Genomic DNA, 25,121 nt, shown 5'->3' with positions numbered 1-25,121 from the left:
CACCCTATAGTTATTGCCCATGCTGGGCACACTAAAAAAAGCGAGGTAATCTATACAGACTACCTCGCTTTGTATTTATAAATCTATTCTAATTATTTAGTAGAAATAGGTTTGAACTTCGTTAAGTTAATTCCCTCTACAGAAACTTTATATTCTTCGATAGTTGGGATTCTACCTAAGATAGCAGATAATACTACTACTGGAGTAGAAGCTAATAAAGACTCCCCTTTTTTACGTTCAGAATCTTCTACTACACGTCCTTGGAACAAACGAGTAGATGTAGCCATTACTGTATCTCCTTTAGCTGCTTTCTCTTGGTTACCCATACATAAGTTACAACCAGGACGCTCTAAGTACATAATATTCTCGTATTCTGTACGTGCATTGTTTTTTGGTAATAAGTCGCTAAACTCAAATCCTGAATATTTTTGTAAATATTCCCAATCTCCTTCAGCTTTCAACTCATCAATAATGTTGTAAGTTGGAGCAGCCACTACTAATGGAGCATTAAACTTAACTTCACCATTTTGCTTTTCAAGATTTTTAAGCATCTGAGAAACAATCTTTAAGTCATCTTTATGCACCATACATGAACCTACGAAACCAAGATCAACTTTTTTATCTCCTCCATAGAAAGATAAATCTCTAATGGTATCGTGTGTATATCGCTTAGAAATATCCTCATTGTTTACATCTGGATCAGCAATCATTGGCTCTTCTATAATATCTAAATCAATAACAACCTCAGCGTAATACTTAGCATTTGTATCTGGAGCCAAAGCAGGTTTATCGCCCGATTTAATCTCTTCAATACGTTTATTAGCTTTGTTGATTAACCCTTGAAGTACGCGATTCTTGTTATCCATACCTTTGTCAATCATGATCTGAATACGACTCTTAGCTATTTCCAACGATTCAATTAATGTATCATCTTGAGAAATACAGATAGATGCCTTCGCTTTCATTTCAGCAGTCCAGTCAGTAAATGTAAACGCTTGGTCAGCAAGAAGAGTTCCGATGTGAACTTCGATAATTCTACCTTGGAATACGTTCTCTCCTCCGAATTGTTTCAACATTTGAGATTGAGTAGCATGAACCACATCACGGAAGTCCATGTGTTGTTTCATATCTCCTTTGAAAGTAACTTTTACAGACTCTGGAATTGGCATAGAAGCCTCACCTGTAGCTAATGCAAGTGCTACTGTTCCTGAATCCGCACCAAAAGCAACCCCTTTAGACATTCTCGTGTGAGAGTCACCACCAATAATGATTGCCCAGTCATCAATAGTTATATCATTCAATACTTTATGAATAACGTCAGTCATTGAGTGGTACTCCCCTTTAGGGTCACGTGCTGTAATTAATCCGAAATCGTTCATAAACTTCATTAATTTAGGGATATTAGCTTGTGCTTTTTTGTCCCATACAGAAGCAGTGTGACATCCTGATTGGTAAGCCCCATCAACGATAGGAGAAATAACTGTAGCAGCCATTGCTTCTAATTCTTGAGCAGTCATTAATCCAGTAGTATCCTGAGATCCTACGATATTAACTTCAACACGTACGTCAGAACCAGCGTGTAATACTTTTCCTGAAGTTACACCTACTGCATTTTTATTAAAGATTTTCTCAACAGCTGTTAATCCTTGTCCTTCGATAGAGATTTCTTTAGAAGGTGCAAAAACTACAGGAGCAGGAGTTCCTAATAATTTAGCAGCGAATGTTTGGATCTTTTTACCAAATACAATAGCATAAGAACCACCTGCTTTAATAAACTCCATTTTTTGTGGAGTAAGAGCCTTAGCGATATCGATAAGTTCTTTCTCTCCGTTATATAATTTTTTTGCTTTTGTATTGATAGTTAATACAGTACCTGTAGCGACAGAGTAAACTTCCTCTAATACTGGCTCTCCTTTTTCATTTAATACTACTTTCCCTTCAGCATCTGTTTTCTTTACCCAGTTTTTAAGGTCTAGACCAATACCTCCAGTTACGTCAACTGTAGTCAAGAAGATCGGAGATATACCGTTAGTACCTCCTACGATAGGAGCGATGTTTACGAATGGCACATAAGGACTTGCTTGTTTACCTGTCCATAAAGCCACGTTATTTACTCCAGACATTCTTGAAGATCCAACTCCCATAGTCCCTTTCTCAGCAATCAACATTACACTCTTTCCTGGGTGTAATGTTTGCAGTGCTCTAATTTCTTTTTGAGCCTCTGGGCTAATCATACACTGTCCGTGTAACTCACGGTCTGAACGAGAGTGAGCTTGATTACCTGGCGATAATAAGTCAGTAGAGATATCTCCTTCACCAGCAATGAAAGTAACTACTTCTATTTTCTCAGCTACCTCAGGTAATTTAGTAAAGAACTCAGCTTTAGCATAACTCTCTACAATATCTTTTGCAATAACATTACCTGCTAAGAAAGCTTCTTTCAAACGATCTAAATCAGCATCGTATAAGAATACTTGTGTTTTAAGTACTTTAGCAGCTTGCTCAGCAATAGCTACATCATTACCTAAAGCTAAATCAAGAAGGACCGCAATAGAAGGACCACCTTTCATGTGAGATAATAATTCGAAAGCAAAAGCAGGAGTAATTTCACTTACTACAACTTCTCCTAAGATAATCTCTTTTAAAAATTTAGCTTTAACACCTGCAGCACTTGTAGTACCAGGTAAAACGTTGTAAATAAACAGTTTTAAAGAATCCTCGCGGTATTCGTTTGCTGTGTCTTTTATTTGTGCTATAACTTCACTTAGTAATTCAGCACCATCAATAGGCTTAGGGTTAAGTCCTTGATTTTTTCTTTCTTCAATCTCGTTGATGTAATCCTTGTAAAGGCTCATAGTTCATTATCTATTTAGTACAAGGTAGTAGGAATACAAAATATACCAACCAACCTATCTGTGTTATTTTTTTTGTCAACGCAAATTTAATCAAACTAATTTATTTTCAAAAATTTTTAATGAAACACGTAAATACAAAAATTATTATTCGTAAACATTCTATTTCAATAAATAAAATTCAATAATTTTAATAATAACAAACTTATAATCTTATTTTAATCATTTTTTAATGCTTAAAATACCATATTATAATATATCGTCCCTATTTTATAAAAAAACGACATTAAAGCATATTGCTAAAATGTCGTTTTTTTTATTTCTAATTGTGATATTCTTATTTTTTCAACCAATTATTACGGAATTCACACTCGCGAAATTCACCCTGAATATTGATATAAGCATCTTTAATCTTCTTCGCCACCCACTTTTGAAGTTCTTCTCCTTGCTTTTTATTTAAAGCTAGGTTCTTAATCTTCATATAATCTTCAGCAAAGTCCATGGTGTGTGCTGGGTATTTTTTATTAACCGTTACAATTCTATACGTCTTCTCTTGTTTTCGATAATCGTATTTAAGTGCTGGTTGAGATACCTCTCCTTCATTCAGATTTGCTACTAATTGGTACAATTCACGATCGTCCATATTGTTTAATTCAAAACGCGGATCCATCGTCATAGGATGTTTTAGAATCCCTCCATTCTGTTTTGTTTCTTTATCATCAGAAGAGGCTGCTGCTGCATCTGCAAAACTTATCTCTCCATTCACTATTTTCTCACGGATACTCTCGATTTTTTTCTTCGCTTCCTCTAAGGCCTCATCTGTTGGTTTTGGTACCAAAAGTATATGTCTTAAATCTAAGTTTTGTCCTCTAATTTTCTCTAAATAGATAATATGAAAACCAAACTCTGTCTCAAATGGTTTTGAAATCTCTCCCTCTGCCATACTAAAAGCGACTTCCTTAAACTCTTTTACGAATGGTGAACGCTTATTAATTGAATAGAATCCTCCATTGGTCGCTGACCCTTTGTCATCCGTAAACAATACTGCTTTACTAAAAAAACTAGCTCCATTATCTAACACATCTGTACGCATTTCATTCAGACGATCAATAACTTTCTGCTTTTGCTCTTTAGACACTTCCGGACGAACTACAATCTCTGCTATCTCAACTTCATCACCTATCGTTGGCAACTCACCTTCTGGAATTGCTTTGTAAAACTGACGTACTTCTTCTGGAGTAATCGTTACTTTATCTACAATATGCTTCTGCATATTTTGTGTCAACTTATTTTGTTTTACAATTTCGAAGAAGTATTCTCTAAACTCTTCTTCATTCTTCTTGTTGTAAAACGCTAAGATACTCTCCATAGACCCCACTTGCTCTACCATACCGTTTATCTGGTCTGTCATGAACGAGTTTACCTCTGCATCAGGAACATCTAAACTATCTTGTAACGCTTGGTGCGCGAATAACTTATCTTCTAATAACTTTTCAAATAACTCACATCGAGATAAACTACCTACTGGAATTTTTTGTGCTTTTAACTCTAGCAATGTTTTATCTATATCAGAATCCAAAATCACGTACTTACCTACGACTCCCACTACTCCATCAATCTTACGTTTGTGATTTTGTGCTTGACTTTGGGATAAACCTACAAAAGACAATGACATAGCTATCGCTAGTAAGGTCTTCTTATTCAAAAATTTCATATCTCTTATTATTTTTTGCATCCTTTATTATATCTTCTTGTATTTGTTTCATCAACTCTACTTTTCTATCATTAATGATTAATGAGCGAAGAGAAGTTTTGATAAACTCATACGGAAAAACACCCCCTTTAGGGATTACTGACTTTACACGTACAAAATATGTACTAACGCTATCAGCATGTTCAAATCTATTATTTGATCGTATATAATTCTTACTGTTCTCTACATTTATAAATGGTAAACGATCATAAATATTAGATATCTCTACCCATGTACTATCATTTAAATAGTACGACTTCATTTGCAAAGATAAATTTTCTAATGAATTAAACTCACTCACTTTACTAGAATTAAACTTCTTCTTAATACTTGAGAAATTACTATTATCGTTCAATACATTAATATAGGCAAACTGAATAAGCATATCGTCAACTAGAAAGTTCTTTTTGTACATATCGTAATACTCGCGCATTTGTGTATCTGAAATCACTGTATCTATTCGATTTTGCACTAAGCGCTCTAGATATGCTTTGATATATAAGTCTGATTTAAAACTCTCTACCAATCGCTCTATCTCTACAACTCTATCCTCATCTAAATTCAATTGAGCTACTTCAATCAACAACTGTTTTGTAGCCCATTTATCAATAAATCGATGTACATAAGCAATACTATCTTGTCCTGTAACCTTTAAAGGCACTACATCTTCTACCTTATTCTTATCTAAATAAGTGCTATTCACTCTTGCTACTGCATTACTAGTATCCACTTCTTCCCCATCCGTCTTACAAGATACTAAGCCTACAGTTAAAAACATGATCCAAATAGCACGCTGACTATATTTGATTAATCTACTCATTGCTTATTATTTCATTTTAGGCACTAAATCTTACAAAAATAGCGAAATATGCTTCTCTTCCTTATTATAAGTGGTTAAAATATTCACTCTATTTACTATCTAAACCACAAAAACATCTTTTTATTGAATAACACCTCTATTAAAAACTACCTTACAACGCATACAACACTCACTTTTGTATCTATTACACACACAAATTATTGTTAATATACCAAACAAAAAACACATCTCCTAACCTACTTACTTCTCTTCTAAAATCAGAAAGGAATAAAAAATATCAATTTAGATAAAATATAACTACTTTTGTATCCTAAAAATATTTGAATAATGAGTTTTTTAAAAGAGATTGAACGCAGAAGAACCTTTGGTGTAATTGCTCACCCCGATGCTGGTAAAACAACCTTAACAGAAAAATTATTACTCTTTGGTGGAGCTATCCAAGAGGCTGGTGCTGTAAAAAACAATAAGATCAAAAAAGGAGCTACCTCTGACTTTATGGAAATTGAACGTCAAAGGGGAATCTCTGTAGCAACATCTGTTCTTGCGTTTAATTATAAAGACAAAAAAATCAATATTCTAGATACGCCAGGTCACAAAGACTTTGCGGAAGATACTTTTAGAACACTAACAGCAGTAGATAGCGTGATCGTAGTGATTGACGTAGCTAAAGGGGTTGAGGAACAAACTGAAAAATTAGTGGAGGTTTGTCGTATGAGAAATATCCCTATGATTGTTTTCATCAATAAACTTGACCGTGAAGGACGAGATGCTTTCGACCTAATGGATGAAGTAGAACAAAAGCTTCAACTTAAAGTTACACCACTTAGCTACCCTATCGGTATGGGATACGACTTCAAAGGTATTTATAACATCTGGGAAAAGAACATTAACCTATTCAGTGAGGACAGCCGAAAAAACATTGAAGATGTCATCAGCGTATCTGACTTAGCTACTGGTGAACTAGATCAGTTAGTAGGAAATAAAGCTGCCGATAAACTTAGAGAAGAACTTGAAATCATTGAGGGAATCTATCCTGAATTTGACAGAGAGCAATATATCAATGGAGAGCTACAACCTGTATTTTTTGGTTCAGCATTAAACAATTTTGGAGTACGCGAACTATTAGACTGTTTTATTCAAATCGCACCATCTCCAAGAGCAAAAGAATCAGATACTCGTATTGTAGACCCAAAAGAAGACAAATTTTCTGGTTTCGTATTCAAAATTCACGCGAATATGGATCCAAAACACAGAGACCGTTTAGCTTTCATTAAAATTGTATCAGGTACTTTTGAGAGAAACACTCCTTACCTACACGTAAGACAAGGAAAAAAACTAAAATTCTCTAGTCCAAATGCATTCTTTGCTGAGAAAAAAGAAATCGTTGATATTTCTTATGCAGGTGATATTGTAGGTCTTCACGATACAGGTAACTTTAAAATTGGCGATACACTTACAGAAGGTGAAATCATGAGCTTTATAGGTATCCCTAGTTTCTCACCTGAACACTTCCGCTATATCAATAATGCTGATCCATTAAAGTCAAAACAATTAGAAAAGGGAATTGACCAATTAATGGACGAAGGAGTTGCCCAGCTATTTACCCTAGAAATGAACGGTCGTAAAGTAATCGGTACAGTAGGTGCCCTACAATATGAGGTAATCCAGTACCGTCTAGAGCACGAATATGGAGCTAAGTGTACGTATGAAAACTTCCCTGCATACAAAGCGTGCTGGGTACGTCCAGAAGACCCTAAAAGTGAAGAATTCAAAGAGTTTAAGCGTATTAAACAAAAATTCTTAGCGCATGACAAATCAGGCCAATTAGTATTCTTAGCCGATAGTGATTTCTCTATCCAAATGACACAAAGCAAATTCCCTTCTGTGAAGCTAGGCTTCACATCAGAAGAAATTAAATAGTATATCAATACACAAAAAACACCTAACGCTTAAGAGTGATCTTAAGCGTTTTTTTTTGCATTCAAATCTTTTCTAGATTTTTGAATGGTCGGGATATGATCGGGGCTTTTTAATCAAAAATATCCCGACCACTCCCCTATCATATCCTCATCATATCGCTATCATGCAAAAAACGTTTGACAAGGATAAAAAAATCTAAACAAAAATCCCCCTCTCTTCCTTCTAAATACTATTCAGACTATCAGATACTAAAAAACACAATCAACACCAGCATTCCTATGATAGTATTGTTCATGGCTATACTATTTTTAAAAGTTATGCTGTACCAGGTCGTCTAACATAAAGCACAAAAAAAAGCCTACTAGTCAATCCTAGCAGGCTTCTATATTATTTACATCTAAAATTACATTCTCTTCATTTGTTCTTTCATCATTTTCACTTGCTCTTTTAGCATCCCTTGCTTATCTAGCTTTTGTGCTTCACTAAGCAATTTTTGTGCTTCAATTTTTCTTCGTTTTGTCATTGCGATTCCAGCAAGTTGTAACTTAGCCATTGCTAAATCCTGATCCATATTTAATCCAAGCTCTATCGCTTTTTTCATATATTTCTCAGAAGCGTTCAAATTCGTTTGAGAAGTCATAATTCCCATAAGGTAATTATAGTATCCATTTTGCTTACGCACTAGTGCAGTTTCTGGATTTTTGATCTTATCTAACCATTTTTGAGCACCTTCAAAATCTTGTTTTCTCAATTTAAAGAAAGCAAGGATAATATACTCGTTCTTAAAATATAACAAGATGATTAATCCCATTAAGAACAATAAGAAAATACCGTTACCAATATTTCCTTCTACGAATTGCCATACAGCTGCTACAAACAATACAGCCGCAATACCTAATTTAATATACCTGTGAAACATTTATATATTTTGCGTTTATTATCAAAGAACGCAAATTTACAAAATTATCAATAGCTAAAAAATAAAAGACACCTAATTCTATCAAGGATTTTACACCTACAGCAATCAATACACTTTAAGCACTAGTATTGACAACCTACTTCTATAGATCCATTATGTATTTCGCACTAATATCGCGAAAGTCGCGAACGATATAATCTGCGCCAGTATAATCCTGTTGTTTAGAATTTTCACTCTTATATCCAATTACGCGAATACCTGCAGCATTTGCCGCTTTAATACCATTTGTACTATCTTCAATGACCACACAATGTTCTTTATCGCTACACACCGCTAACGAAGCGGCAGATAAAAAAATAGCAGGATCAGGCTTAGACTTAGGAAAATCCTCTCCACTAACAATATGTGTGAAATAAGGGTACAGCTCAAAACGTTTAAACACGCGATTAATCGTACTCTTAGATGCAGATGATCCAATGATCAATTCGACTCCTGATTCATGTAGCCCTACGATCAACTCTCTTACCCCGTCAATTAACTCTAAATCGGGCTTAGTATCAAAAGACTCATTAAACAAAAAGCGCTTTCTCAGCACTAAATCGTTAACCTCACCTTCTACTCCATATAACTCTTTTATGCGCTCATAAGTATTCTTTGTTGAATGCCCTGTAAATGAATTATACACGTGCTCACTAATATCAATCCCTAACTCTGCAAAATGAGCGTGATAAGCATATCGATGTACTGGTTCGGTATCAACGATTACCCCATCCATGTCAAAAATGACTGTTTTTACCATTTTTTGAGGCAAAAATAAGAATACTATCCATATTATATGATAGAGTTTACCTATTTTTACTCACCCGTAATTAGAACTAATCTATATATTATTTTACAGCCTTGACTACTGAAGATGCAGATTTAGTAAAACAACTCAAAGACCCCACGTCAAAGAACGAGGCTTTCCGCGTTTTGCTATCCCTATATAAAGAAAGACTTTATTATCAAATTCGTTCAATCGTGTACACACATGATGATACAGATGATATACTTCAGGAAACATTTATAAAAATCTACAACAACATCGACACCTTTAAAGAAAACAGCTCACTCTTCTCATGGATGTATCGCATTGCTACTAATCAAGCACTCGATTTTTTGAAATCAAAAAGTAGGATACAGCGAATATCTACTGCCGAACTCAACGAATTAACCATCGATCAGCTACAAGCAGACAGTCTCTTCGATGGTGAAGCCGCAGAGATACTTTTACAAAAAGCAATCAACACACTTCCTGAAAAACAGCAACTAGTCTTTAAAATGCGTTATTACCAAGAACTTGACTATGAATCACTATCAGAAATATTAGACACAAGTGTTGGTGCTTTAAAAGCCTCTTATCACCACGCCGTAAAAAAAATCGAACAATATTTACAAAACAATTAAACCACAACCAATTATTTTCGTCTAACTACAAAAGGATCTTATTATGAGTACAAAAATTCCCTTTAAAAAAGACACATTATTCAAAACACCAGAGTCCTACTTTGACTCTTTTGACGATAGACTGATGTCAAAAATCGAAGAGAATAACAACTCTAAGAAAACACCCACCAAAAAATATAAGCTTTCTTACTACAGCGGCATAGCGGCTACAATTGCCTTAGTTATCGGAAGTAGCCTATACTACAAGCAGCACAAAAACGAAAAAATACAAAATGAAGCTATTATAAACTACATAGAATACAATCCTGCAATTGCATTATCACCAGAATTTATAGAAGCTTTTGATGAACAAGATATTAAAGAATTAGAACAATCCATTCCGTTAAATCAACAACAAATCAATGAATATGTCTTATCTAGCATTGATTTAGAATATTATATTTCCGATTAATTATGAAAAAGATCATATCCCTACTCTTTCTATTACTAAGCTTACAAATAGTACAAGCACAAGACCAGGAACACAAAGAACAAATACACTCTTTGAAAATAGCCCATTTGACTTCTGTGCTAGATCTAACTAGTAAAGAAGCCGAGAAATTTTGGCCACTATACAACATCTATGACAACAAAATGTCAGAACTGCGCCACAGTGAGATTGTTCGCTTTATCAAGAAGAGCGATATCTCAGTGATCGAATCAACCACTGAAAAAGATGCGGCAGCAAAGATTACAGCACTATTGGATTTCGAAGAAGCCTACTTTACTACAAGGAGAGACTTTCTCCATGAAGCAAAGAAGATTCTATCGAACAAAAAAATTCTTTTACTCAAAAAAGCAGAAGAAGACTTCAATCGAAAACTACTGAGAAAATACAGAGAAAAAGGAAAATAACAATAACGATAAAATAACATTAAACATAGGAGAATAGCTGACAAATGCCGTATATTTGTCAGCTATTTTATTATTATCATCAATGAGATTACATAGAAACCTTGTATTTACAGTAATAGATTCAATCCTAGCTATCTTCAATGAAGGAGAATACGCGGATAAAGTTGTAGCGAGAGCTTTGAAAAAAGACAAGCGCTGGGGAAGTTCAGACCGCAAATTCGTGGCAGAAACAATCTATGAAATAGTACGTTGGAAACGATTATATGCAGAAATTGCTGAAGTAAAAGAACCATACAACAGAGATGACGCTTGGCGTATATTTGCTGTTTGGGCTGTACTGAGAGGATACAATCTTCCAGATTGGAAGTATTTTGAAAATACACCTGTTCGCCGTATCAAAGGACGTTTTGATGAATTGACAAAAACAAGAAAATTCAAAGAATCTATACCAGATTGGATGGACGAATTGGGTGTGAAAGAGTTGGGAGAAGAGCTATGGACAAAAGAATTAGCTGCACAAAACCAACAAGCGAGTGTCATATTACGTGTAAACACATTAAAAACTACACGTGACAAATTGTTCTCTATCTTAATGGACTTAGATATAGAAACAATCAAACCAAAAGAATACCCCGATGCTTTAATTCTGAAAGAAAGAGCTAACGTATTCCTTACAGACGCATTCAAAGAAGGTTTATTTGAAGTACAAGATGCTTCATCTCAGCTAGTAGCCCCATTACTAGGCGTAAAACCAGGTATGCGCGTAGTAGATACTTGTGCAGGAGCAGGAGGAAAAACCCTTCACATTGCCTCTCTAATGGAGAATAAAGGTCAAATCATCGCTATGGACATCTATGAAAGTAAACAGAAGCAATTGAAAATTCGTGCAAAGCGCAACGGAGCTTTCAATATCGAATACAGAATCATAGAAGGAACAAAAACAATCAAAAAACTACACGAGAAAGCTGATCGCGTTTTAATAGACGCACCATGTAGTGGTCTAGGAGTTTTGAAAAGAAATCCAGACAGCAAGTGGAAGCTTAAACCAGCGTTTGTAGAAGAAATAAAAGAAGTACAACGTCAAGTACTTAGAGATTACTCTAAAATCGTAAAACCAGGAGGAAAACTTGTGTACGCCACTTGCTCTATTCTTCCATCAGAAAACGAGAAACAAATACAACACTTCTTAGCTAGTGAAGCTGGTAAAGATTTTACATTCGTCGAAGACCACAAGATTCTTGCCCACGAATCAGGTTTTGACGGTTTTTACATGGCTCTATTAGAAAGAAAATAACCCTAAAGAAACAAACAAACTTTAAAAGTATAAGTAAAAAACAAAGTCTACCCACTAAACAAACAACCCACACTAAATTCACTTATAATTTTAATTAAAAACACCCTTAAAATGAAAAAAGCTTCATTTGTTTTAGCTTTAGGATTTGCTATGGCTATACTTTCGTGTACCAAAGATCCTATAGTTACGGAACCTACTGTTCCAAATGAAACAGAAAAACCCACAAATCCTGGTAATGGAGGAGACAACGGAGGAACTACAGATCCTGTTACCCCACCTACTAATGGCGAAACTGGCGTTGATGACGGAAACCCAGAAGTAATAGCAAACTTTAATGATCCAACAGCCTTTCTAAACTCGTTAAACAAGTATAAATTACAAACTTATGCAAAAGTTGTAACAGGAAAAGGAAAAGATGGAAATAACGCCTTAGAGATCAAAGGAAAAGCTCCTGGAAACAACTATATCTTTACCGTTGAAAATCAATCTGTCCCTACTAACGCAAAAACAATCACCTTTTTTGTAAAAGGTAGCGCAGATAAATCATTATCAATGAATGTTTATAAAAACAACGGAATTGATTATGATGTATTTAACTTACGCACAGACAAACAAATTGAAAACAAAGAAGTTGTCAATCTTACAAGTGATTTAACTATCAACAAGACAGCTAACATGCAAGATGGTAAGGCGGATACAGGTCAAAATGACTATTTCGACGTAAACATTCAAGCACACAACTGGATTAAGATAACACTTAATTTAACCAATGTAGATTACAACAAATCAAAACAAGGGTCACTTTTCGCACTTAAAGTAGGAAAGAATGGAAACTATGATTTATTAATCAGCAATATTTCTTTCGACGATAAAGAACCTGATGAACCAACAGAACCTACGAATCCAACAGAACCTAGCAATCCAGGTGAATACACTATTCCAAATGATCAAAAAGCATACTATTCATCAATAGACTTTGCTAAAACATCAGGAATAGCACTTCGCGATGCTTTAGGAGATTTAGTTCAAAAAACACACAAAAGAACATTAAGTTACACTGGAGTATGGAGTGCTTTAAAACAAGCTGATCTAACTCCTGATGGAAGAAACGTATATCTATTATATGGTCACAAAGGACAAACATCAGGTAGACAAGCCTATACTAGAAGTGTAAATGCAAACGGAGGAGGTGGAACAGATTGGAACAGAGAACATACCTATGCTAAATCACTTGGTACACCAAACCTTGGTACTTCAGGACCAGGAGCTGATGCTCACCACTTAAGACCTTCTGATACCGGATGGAACTCTACACGTGGAAATAAAAAATTCGCTAAGGGTAATGGTAATTCAGGATCTGTATCTGGAGGTTGGTACCCAGGTGATGAATGGAGAGGTGATGTCGCACGTATGATGATGTATATGTATATCCGATACGAAAACAGATGTCTTCCTACGGGAGTAACAATTGGATCTAAAAACAAAGTAGATGCTAAAATGGTAGATTTACTACTCGAGTGGAATGCTGCTGATCCAGTATCTGACTTAGAAATCCAAAGAAACGAATACCTTGGAAATGCTAGTAATAACTATGGACAAGGAAACCGTAATCCATTTATCGACAACCCACATTTAGCTACAGCGATCTGGGGAGGGCCTGAGGCTCAAAATCGTTGGAAATAGGATAACAAAAACAACTAAAGGCTTCTTTTTCAAGAAGCCTTTTTTATTTGTAGAAATAGCAGTAATTTTATGGCAGTTAAACCATTAACAACAAAAGCACTTAAAAGTAAAACTCACTTTTAATTCTAATTAAATATTACACCATGAAGAAAAAAGTATTTCTAGCAGTACTAGGTGTGTCTCTAGCAGTTTATGCTTGCACAAAAGATCCTATTGTAACGGATCCGACAGAAGGACCAAACACAGAAAAGCCAACTGATCCAACAGGACCGACAGATCCTACTGGACCTACTGATCCAACAGGACCGACAGATCCTACAAAGCCAGGTAGCTATGTTATCCCTGCCGATCAAAGAGATTACTACTCAACTATTGATTTTAGTAAACTATCAGGAATGGAACTAAAAGAAAAACTAGCAGACCTTACAGAAACAAAGCATGTTAATTCACTTGGATATACCCCAAAACTATGGGAAGCGTTAAAAATAACAGACGTGACACCTGACGGCAAAAGTGTTTACTTAATTTATGGGACTAAAGGAACCACTCAAGGCACACAAGCCTATACTAGAGATAAAAACAAGCATGGAGGAGATCAAGGAGAATGGAATCGAGAACACGTATATGCTAGAGCATTAGGAATACCAAATTTAGAGGAAAACTATAGCGCAAATTCAGACTTACATCACCTTAGACCTGCAGATGTAGAATGGAATGGTAAAAGAGGTAATTTAAAATTCGTTAAGGGTAATGGTAATTCAGGATCTGTATCTGGAGGTTGGTACCCAGGTGACGAGTGGAAAGGCGATGTCGCTCGTATGATGATGTATATGTATATCCGATATGGCGATCAATGTAAACCATCAGGAGTAGCAATTGGATCAGCCAATAAGGTAGATCCTAAAATGATTGATTTATTATTAGAATGGAATGCCACAGATGAAGTATCTCCACTTGAAATTCAAAGAAACGAGTACCTTGGAAATACCAAGAATAGTTATGCACAAGGAAACCGCAACCCATTCATTGATAATCCACATTTAGCTACAGCAATTTGGGGAGGGCCTGAGGCTCAAAACCGTTGGAAATAAAAATATAGATTACACCTATACACAAAAGGTTAAAGACATCGTCTTTGACCTTTTGTCATTTTTACGATTGACGTTTATTAGATTATATGTAATCATTTTATATTACAACTCCGCTCTACCACTAACTTATTGGAAAACAAATAATCGGAGAACATCTTCCTTTTAAACACCGCCAACAGTTGACAATTAGGCTAACGGGAAGCCTTGTAACTAAATATTTATAGCTATCTTTGGGTATCCTTTTCAATCTAAAAGCAATCGCAAAAGCGATTAACAAATAAGAACTTTTCTTCACACTTTTAATTATATGAAAATGGGTTGTACACTTTGTACAACCCATTTTCGCTATTATCATTATTGTTTTTTTCTAAACATCAACTCTTTGACTTTTTCTTTGTCTTCTCTTTCCTTATCTAAGTCAAACATCGTCCCAAAGATTCTATCCCAAAAAGTATTACTCACCCCAAAACCTAAATGTTCATCTTTGTAATGATGCAAATGATGATTGCGCCATAAGGGCTTCATAAACTTGAATGGAGGAGCAAACGCATGAATAGCATAGTGCATGGAAGCATATAACAAATAACCAATCATAAAACCTGGAAAAAAACCGAAAGCATAACTTCCCATCATAAGATACATCACGCTTAGTATCAATGCTGCCAAAATAATACTGGGAACAGGTGGCATAAACAAACGCTGGCGATCTCTTGGATAATGATGATGATTACCATGCATCACATAAGCAAAACGCTGTAAACTCTTTTTATCACTAATTAAATGAAAGATAAAACGATGAGCTATATATTCAAAAAAAGTCCAAAATATCATTCCACCGAAAAACAGCAGAACAATACTTTGAACTTTAAAATTATAATCCCTATAGCCTAAGTAAAGAATATAGGATAACAAAGGGATATACATACCCCATATTACAGCAGGATGCCCTTTGGTCAACATTTCTAGATAAGGATTCTTAAATAGTACTGCTTGTCCTTTATTATTAATTTTTTCAAATTTCATATTTATATTAACTTAATAGACAAGCTAATATAATAAATTTTACCAACGAATAATAACACTACCCCACGTAAATCCACTACCAAAAGCAGCTAACACAACTAAATCTCCTTCTTTTATTTTTCCTTGTTCCCATGCTTCAGTCAATGCAATAGGGACTGATGCCGCAGTTGTGTTACCATATTTCATAATGTTGTTAAACACTTTATCATCTGATAAACCAAACTTATTTTGAATAAACTGAGAGATACGCAAGTTAGCTTGATGAGGAATTAACATGTCAATATCTTCCACCTTCAAATTATTCGCCTCCAGACCTTCATTGATAACTTCGCTAAAGCGAACTACTGCATTTTTAAATACAAACTGTCCATTCATATAAGGTGTATAACTAATATCTTCTGGATCATTATCCTTCAAAATATCAGTTACCCATCTACCACCCATTCCAGGAGCTATCAAAGCTAATTCCTCTGCGTGTTCACCTTGCGAGTGAATATGAGTAGATAACAATCCTTTCGAATCATCTTCCGAACGAGTCAATACTGCTGCCCCCGCTCCATCACCAAATATAACAGACACACCTCTACCTCTTGTCGTCATATCTAATCCCGCTGAATGAACCTCAGATCCAACGACAAGTACGTTCTTGTACATACCAGTCTTTATGTATTGATCAGCAATAGACAACGCGTAAATAAATCCAGAACATTGCGCTCTAATATCTAATGCAGCAACGTTATTCAGTCCTAAATCTCTTTGTAAAAGTACTCCCGGCCCTGGAAAGTAATAATCCGGACTCAAAGTAGCAAAGACAACAAAGTCTATATCCTTTGCTTCAACTCCTGCACGTTCCATTGCAATACGAGCTGCTTTCACTCCCATACCAGAAGTAGTATCCTCTTCTAATTTCTTATGTCTTCTCTCATGAATACCTGTTCTCTCTACAATCCATTCATTATTGGTGTCCATAATCTTTGAAAGATCATCATTTGTCACAACATTTTCAGGAACATAATATCCCAAACCACTTATTTTAGATCTAAACATTACGATATAGTTTTAATTTTGAAGTAACAAAAATACATTTTTTCATCACTTAACTATACTAAATATAATACAAATCACAACTCCCCTGTTTTTACTTTACAAATTTTAATCTATATTCGCAAACTAACCCTTAACTTAAAAATATGAAATTGATAAAAGCATCCTTATTATCATTATTTTTGGTAACGACTATGTACGCACAAGAAAACATCACTTATCAAAAGCCCTCACAAGAGATTCTAGAATTAGCTGACTTCGAAAGAGCTCCTAGAATATCTATCGATGACAACAAAGAGTATATGCTACTTACTTATAGAAGTACCTATAAGACACTTGCTGACTTGAATCTTAATGAAATGAGATTAGCTGGATTACGCATTGATGTAAATACCAATATTTCTAGCACGACTACTTATATCACTAATCTAAAAGTAAGAAAACTTAAAGATTCACAAGAAACACAAGTAAAGGGATTACCTGCTAATCCACGTATTGCTAATATTTCTTGGTCTCCAGACCAGACTAAAATAGCTTTTACGCACACTACAGAAAAAGGTGTAGAATTATGGGTATTAGATATTAAAACTGCTCAAGCAACTAAATTAACCAAAGACAATCTAAATGCTAATTTAGGAAATCCTACAACTTGGTTCAAAGACAGTAAAAGTTTGCTTATCAGCGTTATTCCTGCTAATCGCCCTGCTTTAATTGACACTAAAAACAATATTCCTACAGGTCCTATTGTATCGGTGAGTGAAGGTGTTGTCTCTCAAAACAGAACTTATCAAGACCTTTTAAAAAATAAAACAGACGAAACTAACTTTGAAACATTAGTAACTTCTGAATTACACAAAGTTGACCTCAATGGAAATCAAAGTTTATTTAAGAAAGGAGACCTATATGTATCTCAAACATTCTCTCCTAATGGAGAATATCTCATGCTTACTACTATTGAGAGGCCTTATTCTTATTTAGTAACTTTAAACCGTTTCCCAATGAAAACTGTCGTATTTGACAAAGAAGGAAATGAAGTTAAAGTAGTAAATGAAATACCTCTAAACGAAATCATGCCTAAAGGGTTTATGGCTACGCGTGAAGGAAAAAGAAATATGGGATGGAGAGCTGATAAACCAGCTACATTATATTTCGTAGAAGCACTAGATAATGGTGATCCAGCCAACGAGGTTGAGTACAGAGATGAGGTATTTACTTGGAAAGCTCCATTTGATCAAGCACCACAACCTATTGTTAAATTAACGCAACGCTATGGAGGAATTGCTTGGGGAACTGACAACATAGCCTTAGTCTCTGACGGATGGTATGATACTAGAAATACGCGTACTTTCATCATTGATCCTTCTAAATTCAATGACAAGCCAATCAAAATTGAAGATAGAAACTCACAAGATGTTTATAGTGACCCAGGAGATTTTCAAACAAAGAGAAATGAATATGGTCGCTATGTACTTAATATCGAAAATAATAAGATGTACTTAATCGGCGATGGTTTTAGTGCTAAAGGACAATTCCCTTTCATTGATGAATTCGATATTAAAAATTTAAAGACAAAACGTCTATATCAGTCAACTTATACTGACAAGAAAGAGACTATTCAATCAATTGAAGATATCAAAAAAGGTACTGTATTAGTATCTATTCAATCGCCTACTGAATACCCAAACTATTACTTCAGAAACATCAAGAAGAAAAATGATTTAAAAGCAATTACAAAATTTAAAAACCCATTTGCTTCATTAGACGGTGTACACAAAGAAGTGATTAAGTACAAAAGAGAAGATGGTTTAGAGTTATCAGGTACTTTATACCTACCTAAAGGATATGACTTAAAAGCTAAAAAGGAAAAACTTCCTCTTTTAATTTGGGCTTACCCTACAGAATACAAAGACAAGAAAAGTGCTGGACAAGTAACTTCTAACCCTAATGAATTCACTTTCCCTTCTTACGGATCGTTTATATACTGGGTAACTAAAGGATATGCTGTATTAGATGACGCAGCTTTCCCTATCGTAGGAGAAGGAGACAAAGAGCCAAACGATACTTACGTTGAGCAATTAGTAGCAAATGGAAAGGCAGCTATTGACGCTGTAGATGCATTAGGATATATCGACAGAACAAAAGTAGGTGTAGGTGGACACTCTTATGGTGCTTTTATGACTGCAAACTTATTGACACATTCTGATTTATTTGCCGTAGGTATTGCACGTAGTGGAGCTTATAACCGTACACTAACACCTTTTGGATTCCAAAGAGAACAAAGAAATTACTGGGAAGTACCTGAAGTATACAATACAATGTCTCCTTTTATGAATGCCGAAAAAATGAAAACACCTATGTTATTAGTACACGGTGAGGCAGATAATAACCCAGGAACATTTACTTTGCAAACGGAACGCTATTTTCAAGCTTTAAAAGGATTAGGAGCTCCAGTAAGAATGGTTATCCTTCCTAAAGAAAGTCATGGATATGTTGCCAAAGAAAATATCTTACACCTGCTATGGGAACAAGATCAATTCTTAGAGAAAAACTTAAAGAATAAAAAGTAATTATATACGCAATAGAAAGCTCAGCTCAGGCTGGGCTTTTTTATTTAACTTTATTCTAAAAGTGAGCAATTATGAAACAAGTACTAACTCTATACTGTTTGTTATTGTCTTGTGTAAATTACAGTCAAGAAAATAGCTTATACAGACAATACGAAGAAATTCGTCCAGAAGTTCGCCTATCGATACTTGATTCCATTCAGTCTACAACTAACTTTAACCTACATAAGATTCAATACGCACAAATACCTAATCAACTAGAGTATAAGGGGACAATCATTGAAGCCTTAAAATGGTATGATAAATTAGGTGAAAATATCTTGATACTTAGCAGTAATGGTACACACAATACAAATGATAATGGAAATCGTACAGAGCTCTACGCTTATTTGTTTACAAAAAACAGTAGCCATAAAGAATATAAACGCACTTGGCGCCTATATGACTATATCGACTGTATTCCAATCGACTACAAAGTATACTTCATAGAACATCAACTAAGAATAACTGACCTCAATGAAAATGGAATCGCTGAAATTAGTTTCCCCTATATCCTTATGTGCAGAGGAGATGTCAGTAATGATACACTTAAGTTTATGCTCTACGAGAATTCGACAAAATATGCGCTTAGAGGTGAAACAATGTATTGTCAAGCACTTCCAACCTACCTAGACGGAAGCATTTACACCCCGAGTAATAACCTTACTGACTCTCCTATCTTTTTTGACTTTATGAGTAAACGATGGAATACTTTCAAATGTATTGAAACAATAGCTTACCCTTACGAATAAAGAAAAGCCCGATTATTTATGATCGGGCTTTTCTTTATTCGTACTTTTTAAGTGCTAACTTAATTTCTGTATTCTTTTCAATAAATAAAGGATGGTTAAAATAAATAACTCTATTCCCCTGGAATAGACACTTAACTAAATAACCATCGCCTTTAAAATAACAATCCGTAACAATCACATCTAATTGTCCACGCTGACTTGAACGCATTAACTGATGAGGATAAACATACAATGCTTCATCGTTTAACTTTAGACCTGTAAAGTCCGAAATCATCAATTCATTAACCTCCCCAAATAGTGATGCTACATATTTATTTATCGGATGCTCATAAACTTCTCTTGTATCTCCCATGTCGATAATTTGACCTTCTTTCAATACAATCGTTTCATCAGCAAAGCCTAAAGTATCAAGACTATCGTGTGTTGCAACAATACAAGCAATTCCCTTTTCTTTTAAATAAGCAAACAAATCACGTCTTAACACACTTCTACGCGAATAATCAATATGACTAAATGGTTCGTCTAATAAAAGCAATTCAGGTTCTGAAGCTAGTACACGAGCAATAGCTACGCGTTGTTGTTGTCCACCACTCAAATACTTTACCAAAGTATCCGCATACTCAACTAGACCAACAACCTCTAAGAGTTCTTCAATGCGCTTCTTTTTTCCGACTAGATCAAAGTTCGACAGGAACTTACCTATGTTTTCATAAACACTAATATGAGGCATTAAATCGTAATCTTGTGCTAAATAACGCATATTGTCCATTCCTGGAACAAGATTGTAAGCAGGACCTAGTACACGTTTATCTCCACAATGTATTTCTCCTTGATCCAAATCATACAATCCATAAATCAACTTCAACAACGTACTCTTTCCACATCCACTCTCTCCAATCAAAGCTATATTAGCTCCTTTTTCTACAGAGAAACTTACCCCTTTGATAATAGGCAATCCCTCAGTATAACTATATGCTATATTATTTACTACTAACATGTCTATCGTTTAATCAGTGCAAATATAACAATATCCTATAGGGAATTATCGCTTATCAATACTTAAGAAAGCACAAAAAAAGCAAAGACCTTGAAATCAATACCTTTGCTTTTCCTTTTTATCAATTTTCTAAGAAATAATTATTTCTTAACTAATTCAAGAGTTAACACATACGCATTTTCTCCTTCGTTTTGCAACTCTTGAGAGAGTCTAATCGTTTGTTCATTAACAACAGTCATCTCGAAAAACTCAGCATCGTTAAAATAAGCATTTGAACTCTCAACAGATGTTCTAATCTCATAGTTATTATCTGCTACCTTTTTCCAAGTACCTAAAAACTCTCCTTCTCTTACCTTACAATCAAACTCTACAATGTGTTCTTCTAGTGTACCATCTTCTTTAAAGTCAATCGTTGCGGTTTTCTCACAATCGTTCAATTGCAAATCCATATCATTGAGAAACAAACCATTAACAGTCCATTTAGCAACAAGAATATCTTTCTCTACTGGCTCGGGAGTTTCTGGCAATTCAGTAGAAGGACCTGGTACTGAATAAGGTAAATCATCATTACTACACGACGCAAACAATAACGAAAAGAACAATAAATAAAGAATACTTTTAAATTTTCTCATAAACAATTTAGTTAATGGTTAGATTAATTATATAAAATACAAACATAATCATTTTTTTATTAACTAAAAATTAACAACTAAAAATAAATAAAAAACGTCAAGTAGCCGAAGCCACTTGACGTTTAACAACAAATATAAATTTATATTATTTACTCGCTAAATAACGCTCTGCATCTAATGCTGCTATACACCCTGACCCTGCAGCTGTAATCGCTTGACGATAATCCTTATCTTGAACGTCTCCACAAGCAAATACACCTTCAATATTTGTCTTACTAGTTTTACCTTTCGTAAACAAATATCCCGTCTCATCCATTTCTAATTCTTCTTTGAAAATATCGGTATTTGGTTTATGACCTATTGCTACGAAGAATCCTGTAGCTTCAATATCTCTTTCTTCTCCTTTTGATTTATCCAATACGCGAATACCTGTCACCACATTTCCATCTCCTAAGACCTCAACAGTTTCAGTATTTAATAGAACTTCTATATTTTCTGTATTAAGTACTCGTTCTTCCATAATACGAGAAGCTCTAAACTTTTCACTACGCACTAACATCGTTACTTTTTTACATAGTTTAGATAGGTAATGTGCTTCTTCACATGCTGAATCTCCAGCTCCAACGATAACTACTTCTTGATTTCGGTAAAAGAACCCATCACAAACAGCACAAGCCGATACACCACCACCTTGAGCCAAATAATGTTGTTCTGATGGAAGCCCTAAATACTTTGCTGTCGCACCAGTTGAAATAATAACAGTATCCGCATGAATTTCAGTTGTTTCGTTTACCCATACTTTTTTCACATCACCCTTTAATTCCGCTTTTGTTACCCAACCATCACGAACATCTGTCCCAAATCTCTGTGCTTGTGCTTGTAATTGCATCATCATTTCAGGTCCCGTAATTCCGTCAGGATACCCTGGGAAGTTCTCTACTTCATTCGTTGTCGTCAATTGTCCTCCAGGTTGCATCCCTTGATACATAACAGGATCCATATTAGCACGAGCTGCATAAATAGCGGCTGTGTATCCAGCCGGTCCCGAACCGATAATCAAACATTTTACTCTTTCTATATCTGACATAATGATTTGTTTTTATTGTTAGTGTAACAAAAATAGTTTATTTATCCGCTTTACAAAACTACTTGCTGCAGAAAAAACAAATAGTGCAATAATTAAAATTTATTCGTTTTTTTCTTGCACGTAATAAATATTATTATACCTTTGCACTCGCAATGACAAAATAAGTCTAGCGGGGTGTAGCGTAGCCCGGTCATCGCGCCTGCTTTGGGAGCAGGAGGTCGCAGGTTCGAATCCTGCCACCCCGACGAAAGGAACCACTTTTTAGTGGTTCCTTTTTTATTTTGCTAACTTCCCCCAACTTTTTAACTTTGATCCAGATTAATCAAAAAAATGGAGCCAACTATCTAGCTACTGCCAACTACTATTCAATCAAACACTATAAATGAAAGAGTTTTTACAAAAAAAAAATATACAAATCTCAGGCAAGCGTTATTTTATTGAGGCAATGGGGGCGATGGCTTATGGATTATTCGCTACCCTACTCGTCGGAACAATTCTAAAAACGATAGGAGAAGAATTGGGTATTCCTTTTTTAAAAGACGTCATCTGGCCATTTGCCAATCAAGCTACAGGACCAGTAATTGCACTTGCTATTGCTTATAGTTTACGCGCTCCCCAATTAGTATTATTTTCATCCGCAGTCGTAGGAATAGCAGCCTATCAATTAGGAGGTCCATTAGGTGTATTTATCACATCAATAATCGCCGTAGAAGCTGGCAAAGCCATTGCTGGAGAAACTAAAATTGATATTGTAATCACTCCAATAGTCACAGTATTAGTAGGTGTTTTATTAGCTCAATTAATTGGACCAAGTGTCAATCAGGCTATGCAATGGATCGGTCAAGTTATCATACTCTCTACAGCAGCAAACCCACTTATCATGGGAGTAGTAATCGCAGTTGTTGTAGGAATGGCATTGACATTACCTATCTCATCAGCTGCACTATGTTTAATGCTGCAATTAGATGGTTTAGCAGCAGGCGCTGCTACCATAGGTTGCTGTGCTCAGATGATTGGATTTGCTACAATTAGTTTCAAAGACAATGGATTTAAAGGGGTATTAGCACAAGGTATAGGTACAAGTATGCTACAAGTGCCTAATATTTATAAAAACTGGAGAATATGGGTTCCTCCTACACTGTCATCTGCAATAATTGCTCCAATAGCCATTCTATTCTTCAATATGCAAAACACACCTTTAGAATCTGGTATGGGAAGTTGTGGATTAGTCGGTCAAATAGGTACTTTTAACGCTATGAAAGACACCTACTCTACTTCATATATTTTATTGGCAATTCTAGGTTTGCAAATTATATTACCAATCTTGTTGTCTTATTTGATATATTATATCATGAAAAAGAAACAATGGATCAAAGATGGAGATATGAAATTGTTTTAATTAGTAAATAGTTTATTTTCCTGAAAACAAACAGCGCTAAGACTTCAAACCATAAACTACTAAGCAATTACAATTTCGACTTTATTTATTAGCTAGATTCGCTTACCTTTAAAAGAATTTAAATAGAAAAAAACTTTATCTCAACGAAGATAAGCTTAAATAATATTAACATGACAAGATTAGTTCTTAGCCTTTTATTAATCCTCTTAACGAGTACAAACAGTTGGTCACAAGAAGGTAATATTAGTGTAAACGTGATTCAAAATGGAGAATTGATTCCAGCGAAAGATGGAATTATTAATTTAAAAAGCGAGGAATTTACTTTTGAAATTACCGCAGAACACTTAACAAGTTTTCTCATTGGGATAACTACAACTAAAGAACTTTACACTGCTACCTTAGCGGATTATGAATTACAACAACCTTGGTTTAAAAGTTATGCGATGGCAGATTACCCATTTAATCCAAACAGAGAATTATTACTATCCGATCAAGCTCCTAACTATTGGCATTTTACTAGTCCAGAAGACCATCGATTCGACCATTCCCCTCAAGGAACTAATGAACATTGGACTGCTAAAAGAACTATCCGAACATTAAATGATTTACACAATAAAAAAACAATACCAATAAATGAATTTAAAAATTCTGTGTACCTCTATTTTTATAGTCCTATTTATGATGACCAATATAAACTAATAAAAATAAAACCTCTGTATAGCGTAGAGTTGAGATTTAATTAGCGTACCCACCAATTACAACAAAATAAGCTCAGTTTTTTACAATTCAAATGTTGTCTAGGTTTAGGTAGTCCATAAAGCAAAAGGATTTAATTCATAATATGTATTTCTGTTTACTATCTAACTATAATTTATGACGTGAATTCAAGTTATAAATGCAACATTAGTCATT

At 34.9% G+C, this 25,121-nt stretch carries 21 protein-coding genes and 1 tRNA gene; 12 read left to right on the top strand and 10 right to left on the bottom strand.

The genetic code is table 11. From position 1 onward, the window contains the following. Positions 1-92 precede the first annotated feature (92 nt). The 3 genes from GJV77_RS12445 to GJV77_RS12435 form a co-directional block, all read right to left on the bottom strand. Positions 93-2,855: a bifunctional aconitate hydratase 2/2-methylisocitrate dehydratase gene (locus GJV77_RS12445; protein ID WP_155036677.1), complete on the bottom strand. Its 2,763-nt coding sequence runs from the start codon at positions 2,853-2,855 to the stop codon at positions 93-95. Between the two features lie 334 nt (positions 2,856-3,189). Further along, positions 3,190-4,566, bottom strand: a complete 1,377-nt coding sequence (locus tag GJV77_RS12440; RefSeq protein WP_155036676.1) for a peptidylprolyl isomerase — start codon at positions 4,564-4,566, stop codon at positions 3,190-3,192. Next, positions 4,550-5,425, bottom strand: coding sequence for a hypothetical protein (locus tag GJV77_RS12435; RefSeq protein ID WP_240142869.1), 876 nt, complete (start codon positions 5,423-5,425; stop codon positions 4,550-4,552). The genes GJV77_RS12440 and GJV77_RS12435 overlap by 17 nt, the downstream gene beginning before the upstream one ends. A 327-nt stretch (positions 5,426-5,752) precedes the next feature. Here GJV77_RS12435 and GJV77_RS12430 point away from each other — a divergent pair, with 327 nt between their 5' ends. Further along, positions 5,753-7,345 (top strand): peptide chain release factor 3, encoded by a 1,593-nt coding sequence (locus tag GJV77_RS12430; protein ID WP_155036675.1) that lies wholly within the window; start codon positions 5,753-5,755, stop codon positions 7,343-7,345. Between the two features lie 403 nt (positions 7,346-7,748). Here the strand turns inward: GJV77_RS12430 and GJV77_RS12425 are convergent, their stop codons facing one another. Both GJV77_RS12425 and GJV77_RS12420 read right to left on the bottom strand, forming a co-directional pair. Continuing rightward, positions 7,749-8,264 (bottom strand): DUF2892 domain-containing protein, encoded by a 516-nt coding sequence (locus GJV77_RS12425; protein WP_155036674.1) that lies wholly within the window; start codon positions 8,262-8,264, stop codon positions 7,749-7,751. A 142-nt stretch (positions 8,265-8,406) separates the two neighbouring features. Continuing rightward, positions 8,407-9,063 carry an HAD family hydrolase gene (locus GJV77_RS12420; protein WP_155036673.1) on the bottom strand — a complete coding sequence of 219 codons (657 nt, stop codon included), beginning with the start codon at positions 9,061-9,063 and terminating at the stop codon, positions 8,407-8,409. A 101-nt stretch (positions 9,064-9,164) separates the two neighbouring features. Between GJV77_RS12420 and GJV77_RS12415 the strand changes: the two genes are divergently transcribed. The 6 genes from GJV77_RS12415 (at position 9,165) to GJV77_RS12390 (ending at position 14,672) form a co-directional block, all read left to right on the top strand. Continuing rightward, a complete protein-coding gene (locus GJV77_RS12415; RefSeq protein ID WP_155036672.1) occupies positions 9,165-9,710 on the top strand; it encodes an RNA polymerase sigma factor in 546 nt (181 codons plus the stop codon). A 43-nt stretch (positions 9,711-9,753) separates the two neighbouring features. Beyond that, positions 9,754-10,161, top strand: coding sequence for a hypothetical protein (locus GJV77_RS12410; RefSeq protein ID WP_155036671.1), 408 nt, complete (start codon positions 9,754-9,756; stop codon positions 10,159-10,161). 2 nt (positions 10,162-10,163) lie between these two features. Then, a complete protein-coding gene (locus GJV77_RS12405; RefSeq protein WP_155036670.1) occupies positions 10,164-10,604 on the top strand; it encodes a hypothetical protein in 441 nt (146 codons plus the stop codon). Positions 10,605-10,686: 82 nt separating this feature from the next. After that, positions 10,687-11,898, top strand: coding sequence for an RsmB/NOP family class I SAM-dependent RNA methyltransferase (locus GJV77_RS12400; RefSeq protein ID WP_155036669.1), 1,212 nt, complete (start codon positions 10,687-10,689; stop codon positions 11,896-11,898). A 111-nt stretch (positions 11,899-12,009) separates the two neighbouring features. After that, positions 12,010-13,581, top strand: a complete 1,572-nt coding sequence (locus tag GJV77_RS14970; protein WP_240142868.1) for an endonuclease I family protein — start codon at positions 12,010-12,012, stop codon at positions 13,579-13,581. 143 nt (positions 13,582-13,724) lie between these two features. Beyond that, positions 13,725-14,672, top strand: a complete 948-nt coding sequence (locus GJV77_RS12390) for an endonuclease I family protein (RefSeq protein ID WP_155036668.1) — start codon at positions 13,725-13,727, stop codon at positions 14,670-14,672. 354 nt (positions 14,673-15,026) lie between these two features. Here the strand turns inward: GJV77_RS12390 and GJV77_RS12385 are convergent, their stop codons facing one another. Further along, positions 15,027-15,695, bottom strand: a complete 669-nt coding sequence (locus tag GJV77_RS12385; RefSeq protein ID WP_155036667.1) for a sterol desaturase family protein — start codon at positions 15,693-15,695, stop codon at positions 15,027-15,029. A 39-nt stretch (positions 15,696-15,734) separates the two neighbouring features. Continuing rightward, entirely contained in the window at positions 15,735-16,742 is a 1,008-nt protein-coding gene (locus tag GJV77_RS12380; protein ID WP_155036666.1) for a 3-oxoacyl-ACP synthase III family protein, read from the bottom strand. Between the two features lie 143 nt (positions 16,743-16,885). Between GJV77_RS12380 and GJV77_RS12375 the strand changes: the two genes are divergently transcribed. Beyond that, the gene (locus GJV77_RS12375) at positions 16,886-19,306 is read left to right on the top strand and encodes an alpha/beta hydrolase family protein (protein WP_155036665.1); all 2,421 of its coding nucleotides are present in this window, start codon (positions 16,886-16,888) and stop codon (positions 19,304-19,306) included. 71 nt (positions 19,307-19,377) lie between these two features. Then, the gene (locus GJV77_RS12370; RefSeq protein ID WP_155036664.1) at positions 19,378-20,094 is read left to right on the top strand and encodes a M949_RS01915 family surface polysaccharide biosynthesis protein; all 717 of its coding nucleotides are present in this window, start codon (positions 19,378-19,380) and stop codon (positions 20,092-20,094) included. A gap of 34 nt (positions 20,095-20,128) precedes the next feature. Here the strand turns inward: GJV77_RS12370 and GJV77_RS12365 are convergent, their stop codons facing one another. The 3 genes from GJV77_RS12365 to trxB form a co-directional block, all read right to left on the bottom strand. After that, positions 20,129-21,091, bottom strand: a complete 963-nt coding sequence (locus GJV77_RS12365; protein WP_155036663.1) for an ABC transporter ATP-binding protein — start codon at positions 21,089-21,091, stop codon at positions 20,129-20,131. A gap of 140 nt (positions 21,092-21,231) precedes the next feature. Further along, positions 21,232-21,723 (bottom strand): hypothetical protein, encoded by a 492-nt coding sequence (locus GJV77_RS12360; RefSeq protein ID WP_155036662.1) that lies wholly within the window; start codon positions 21,721-21,723, stop codon positions 21,232-21,234. A gap of 145 nt (positions 21,724-21,868) precedes the next feature. Next, a complete protein-coding gene (gene trxB / locus GJV77_RS12355) occupies positions 21,869-22,810 on the bottom strand; it encodes a thioredoxin-disulfide reductase (RefSeq protein ID WP_155036661.1) in 942 nt (313 codons plus the stop codon). Positions 22,811-22,980: 170 nt separating this feature from the next. Here trxB and GJV77_RS12350 point away from each other — a divergent pair. The 3 genes from GJV77_RS12350 (at position 22,981) to GJV77_RS12340 (ending at position 24,952) form a co-directional block, all read left to right on the top strand. Beyond that, a tRNA-Pro gene (locus GJV77_RS12350) sits at positions 22,981-23,055 on the top strand. Positions 23,056-23,192: 137 nt separating this feature from the next. Next, positions 23,193-24,209, top strand: coding sequence for a PTS transporter subunit IIC (locus tag GJV77_RS12345; protein ID WP_155036660.1), 1,017 nt, complete (start codon positions 23,193-23,195; stop codon positions 24,207-24,209). A gap of 170 nt (positions 24,210-24,379) precedes the next feature. Continuing rightward, the gene (locus GJV77_RS12340; protein ID WP_155036659.1) at positions 24,380-24,952 is read left to right on the top strand and encodes a hypothetical protein; all 573 of its coding nucleotides are present in this window, start codon (positions 24,380-24,382) and stop codon (positions 24,950-24,952) included. The last annotated feature ends 169 nt before the right edge of the window (positions 24,953-25,121 follow it).

Source organism: Myroides pelagicus (genome assembly GCF_009711055.1).
Lineage (GTDB): Bacteria > Bacteroidota > Bacteroidia > Flavobacteriales > Flavobacteriaceae > Flavobacterium > Flavobacterium pelagicum.
The sequence above is the reverse complement of the archived record's forward strand: the minus strand, read 5'-3'. Positions and strand labels throughout refer to the sequence as shown.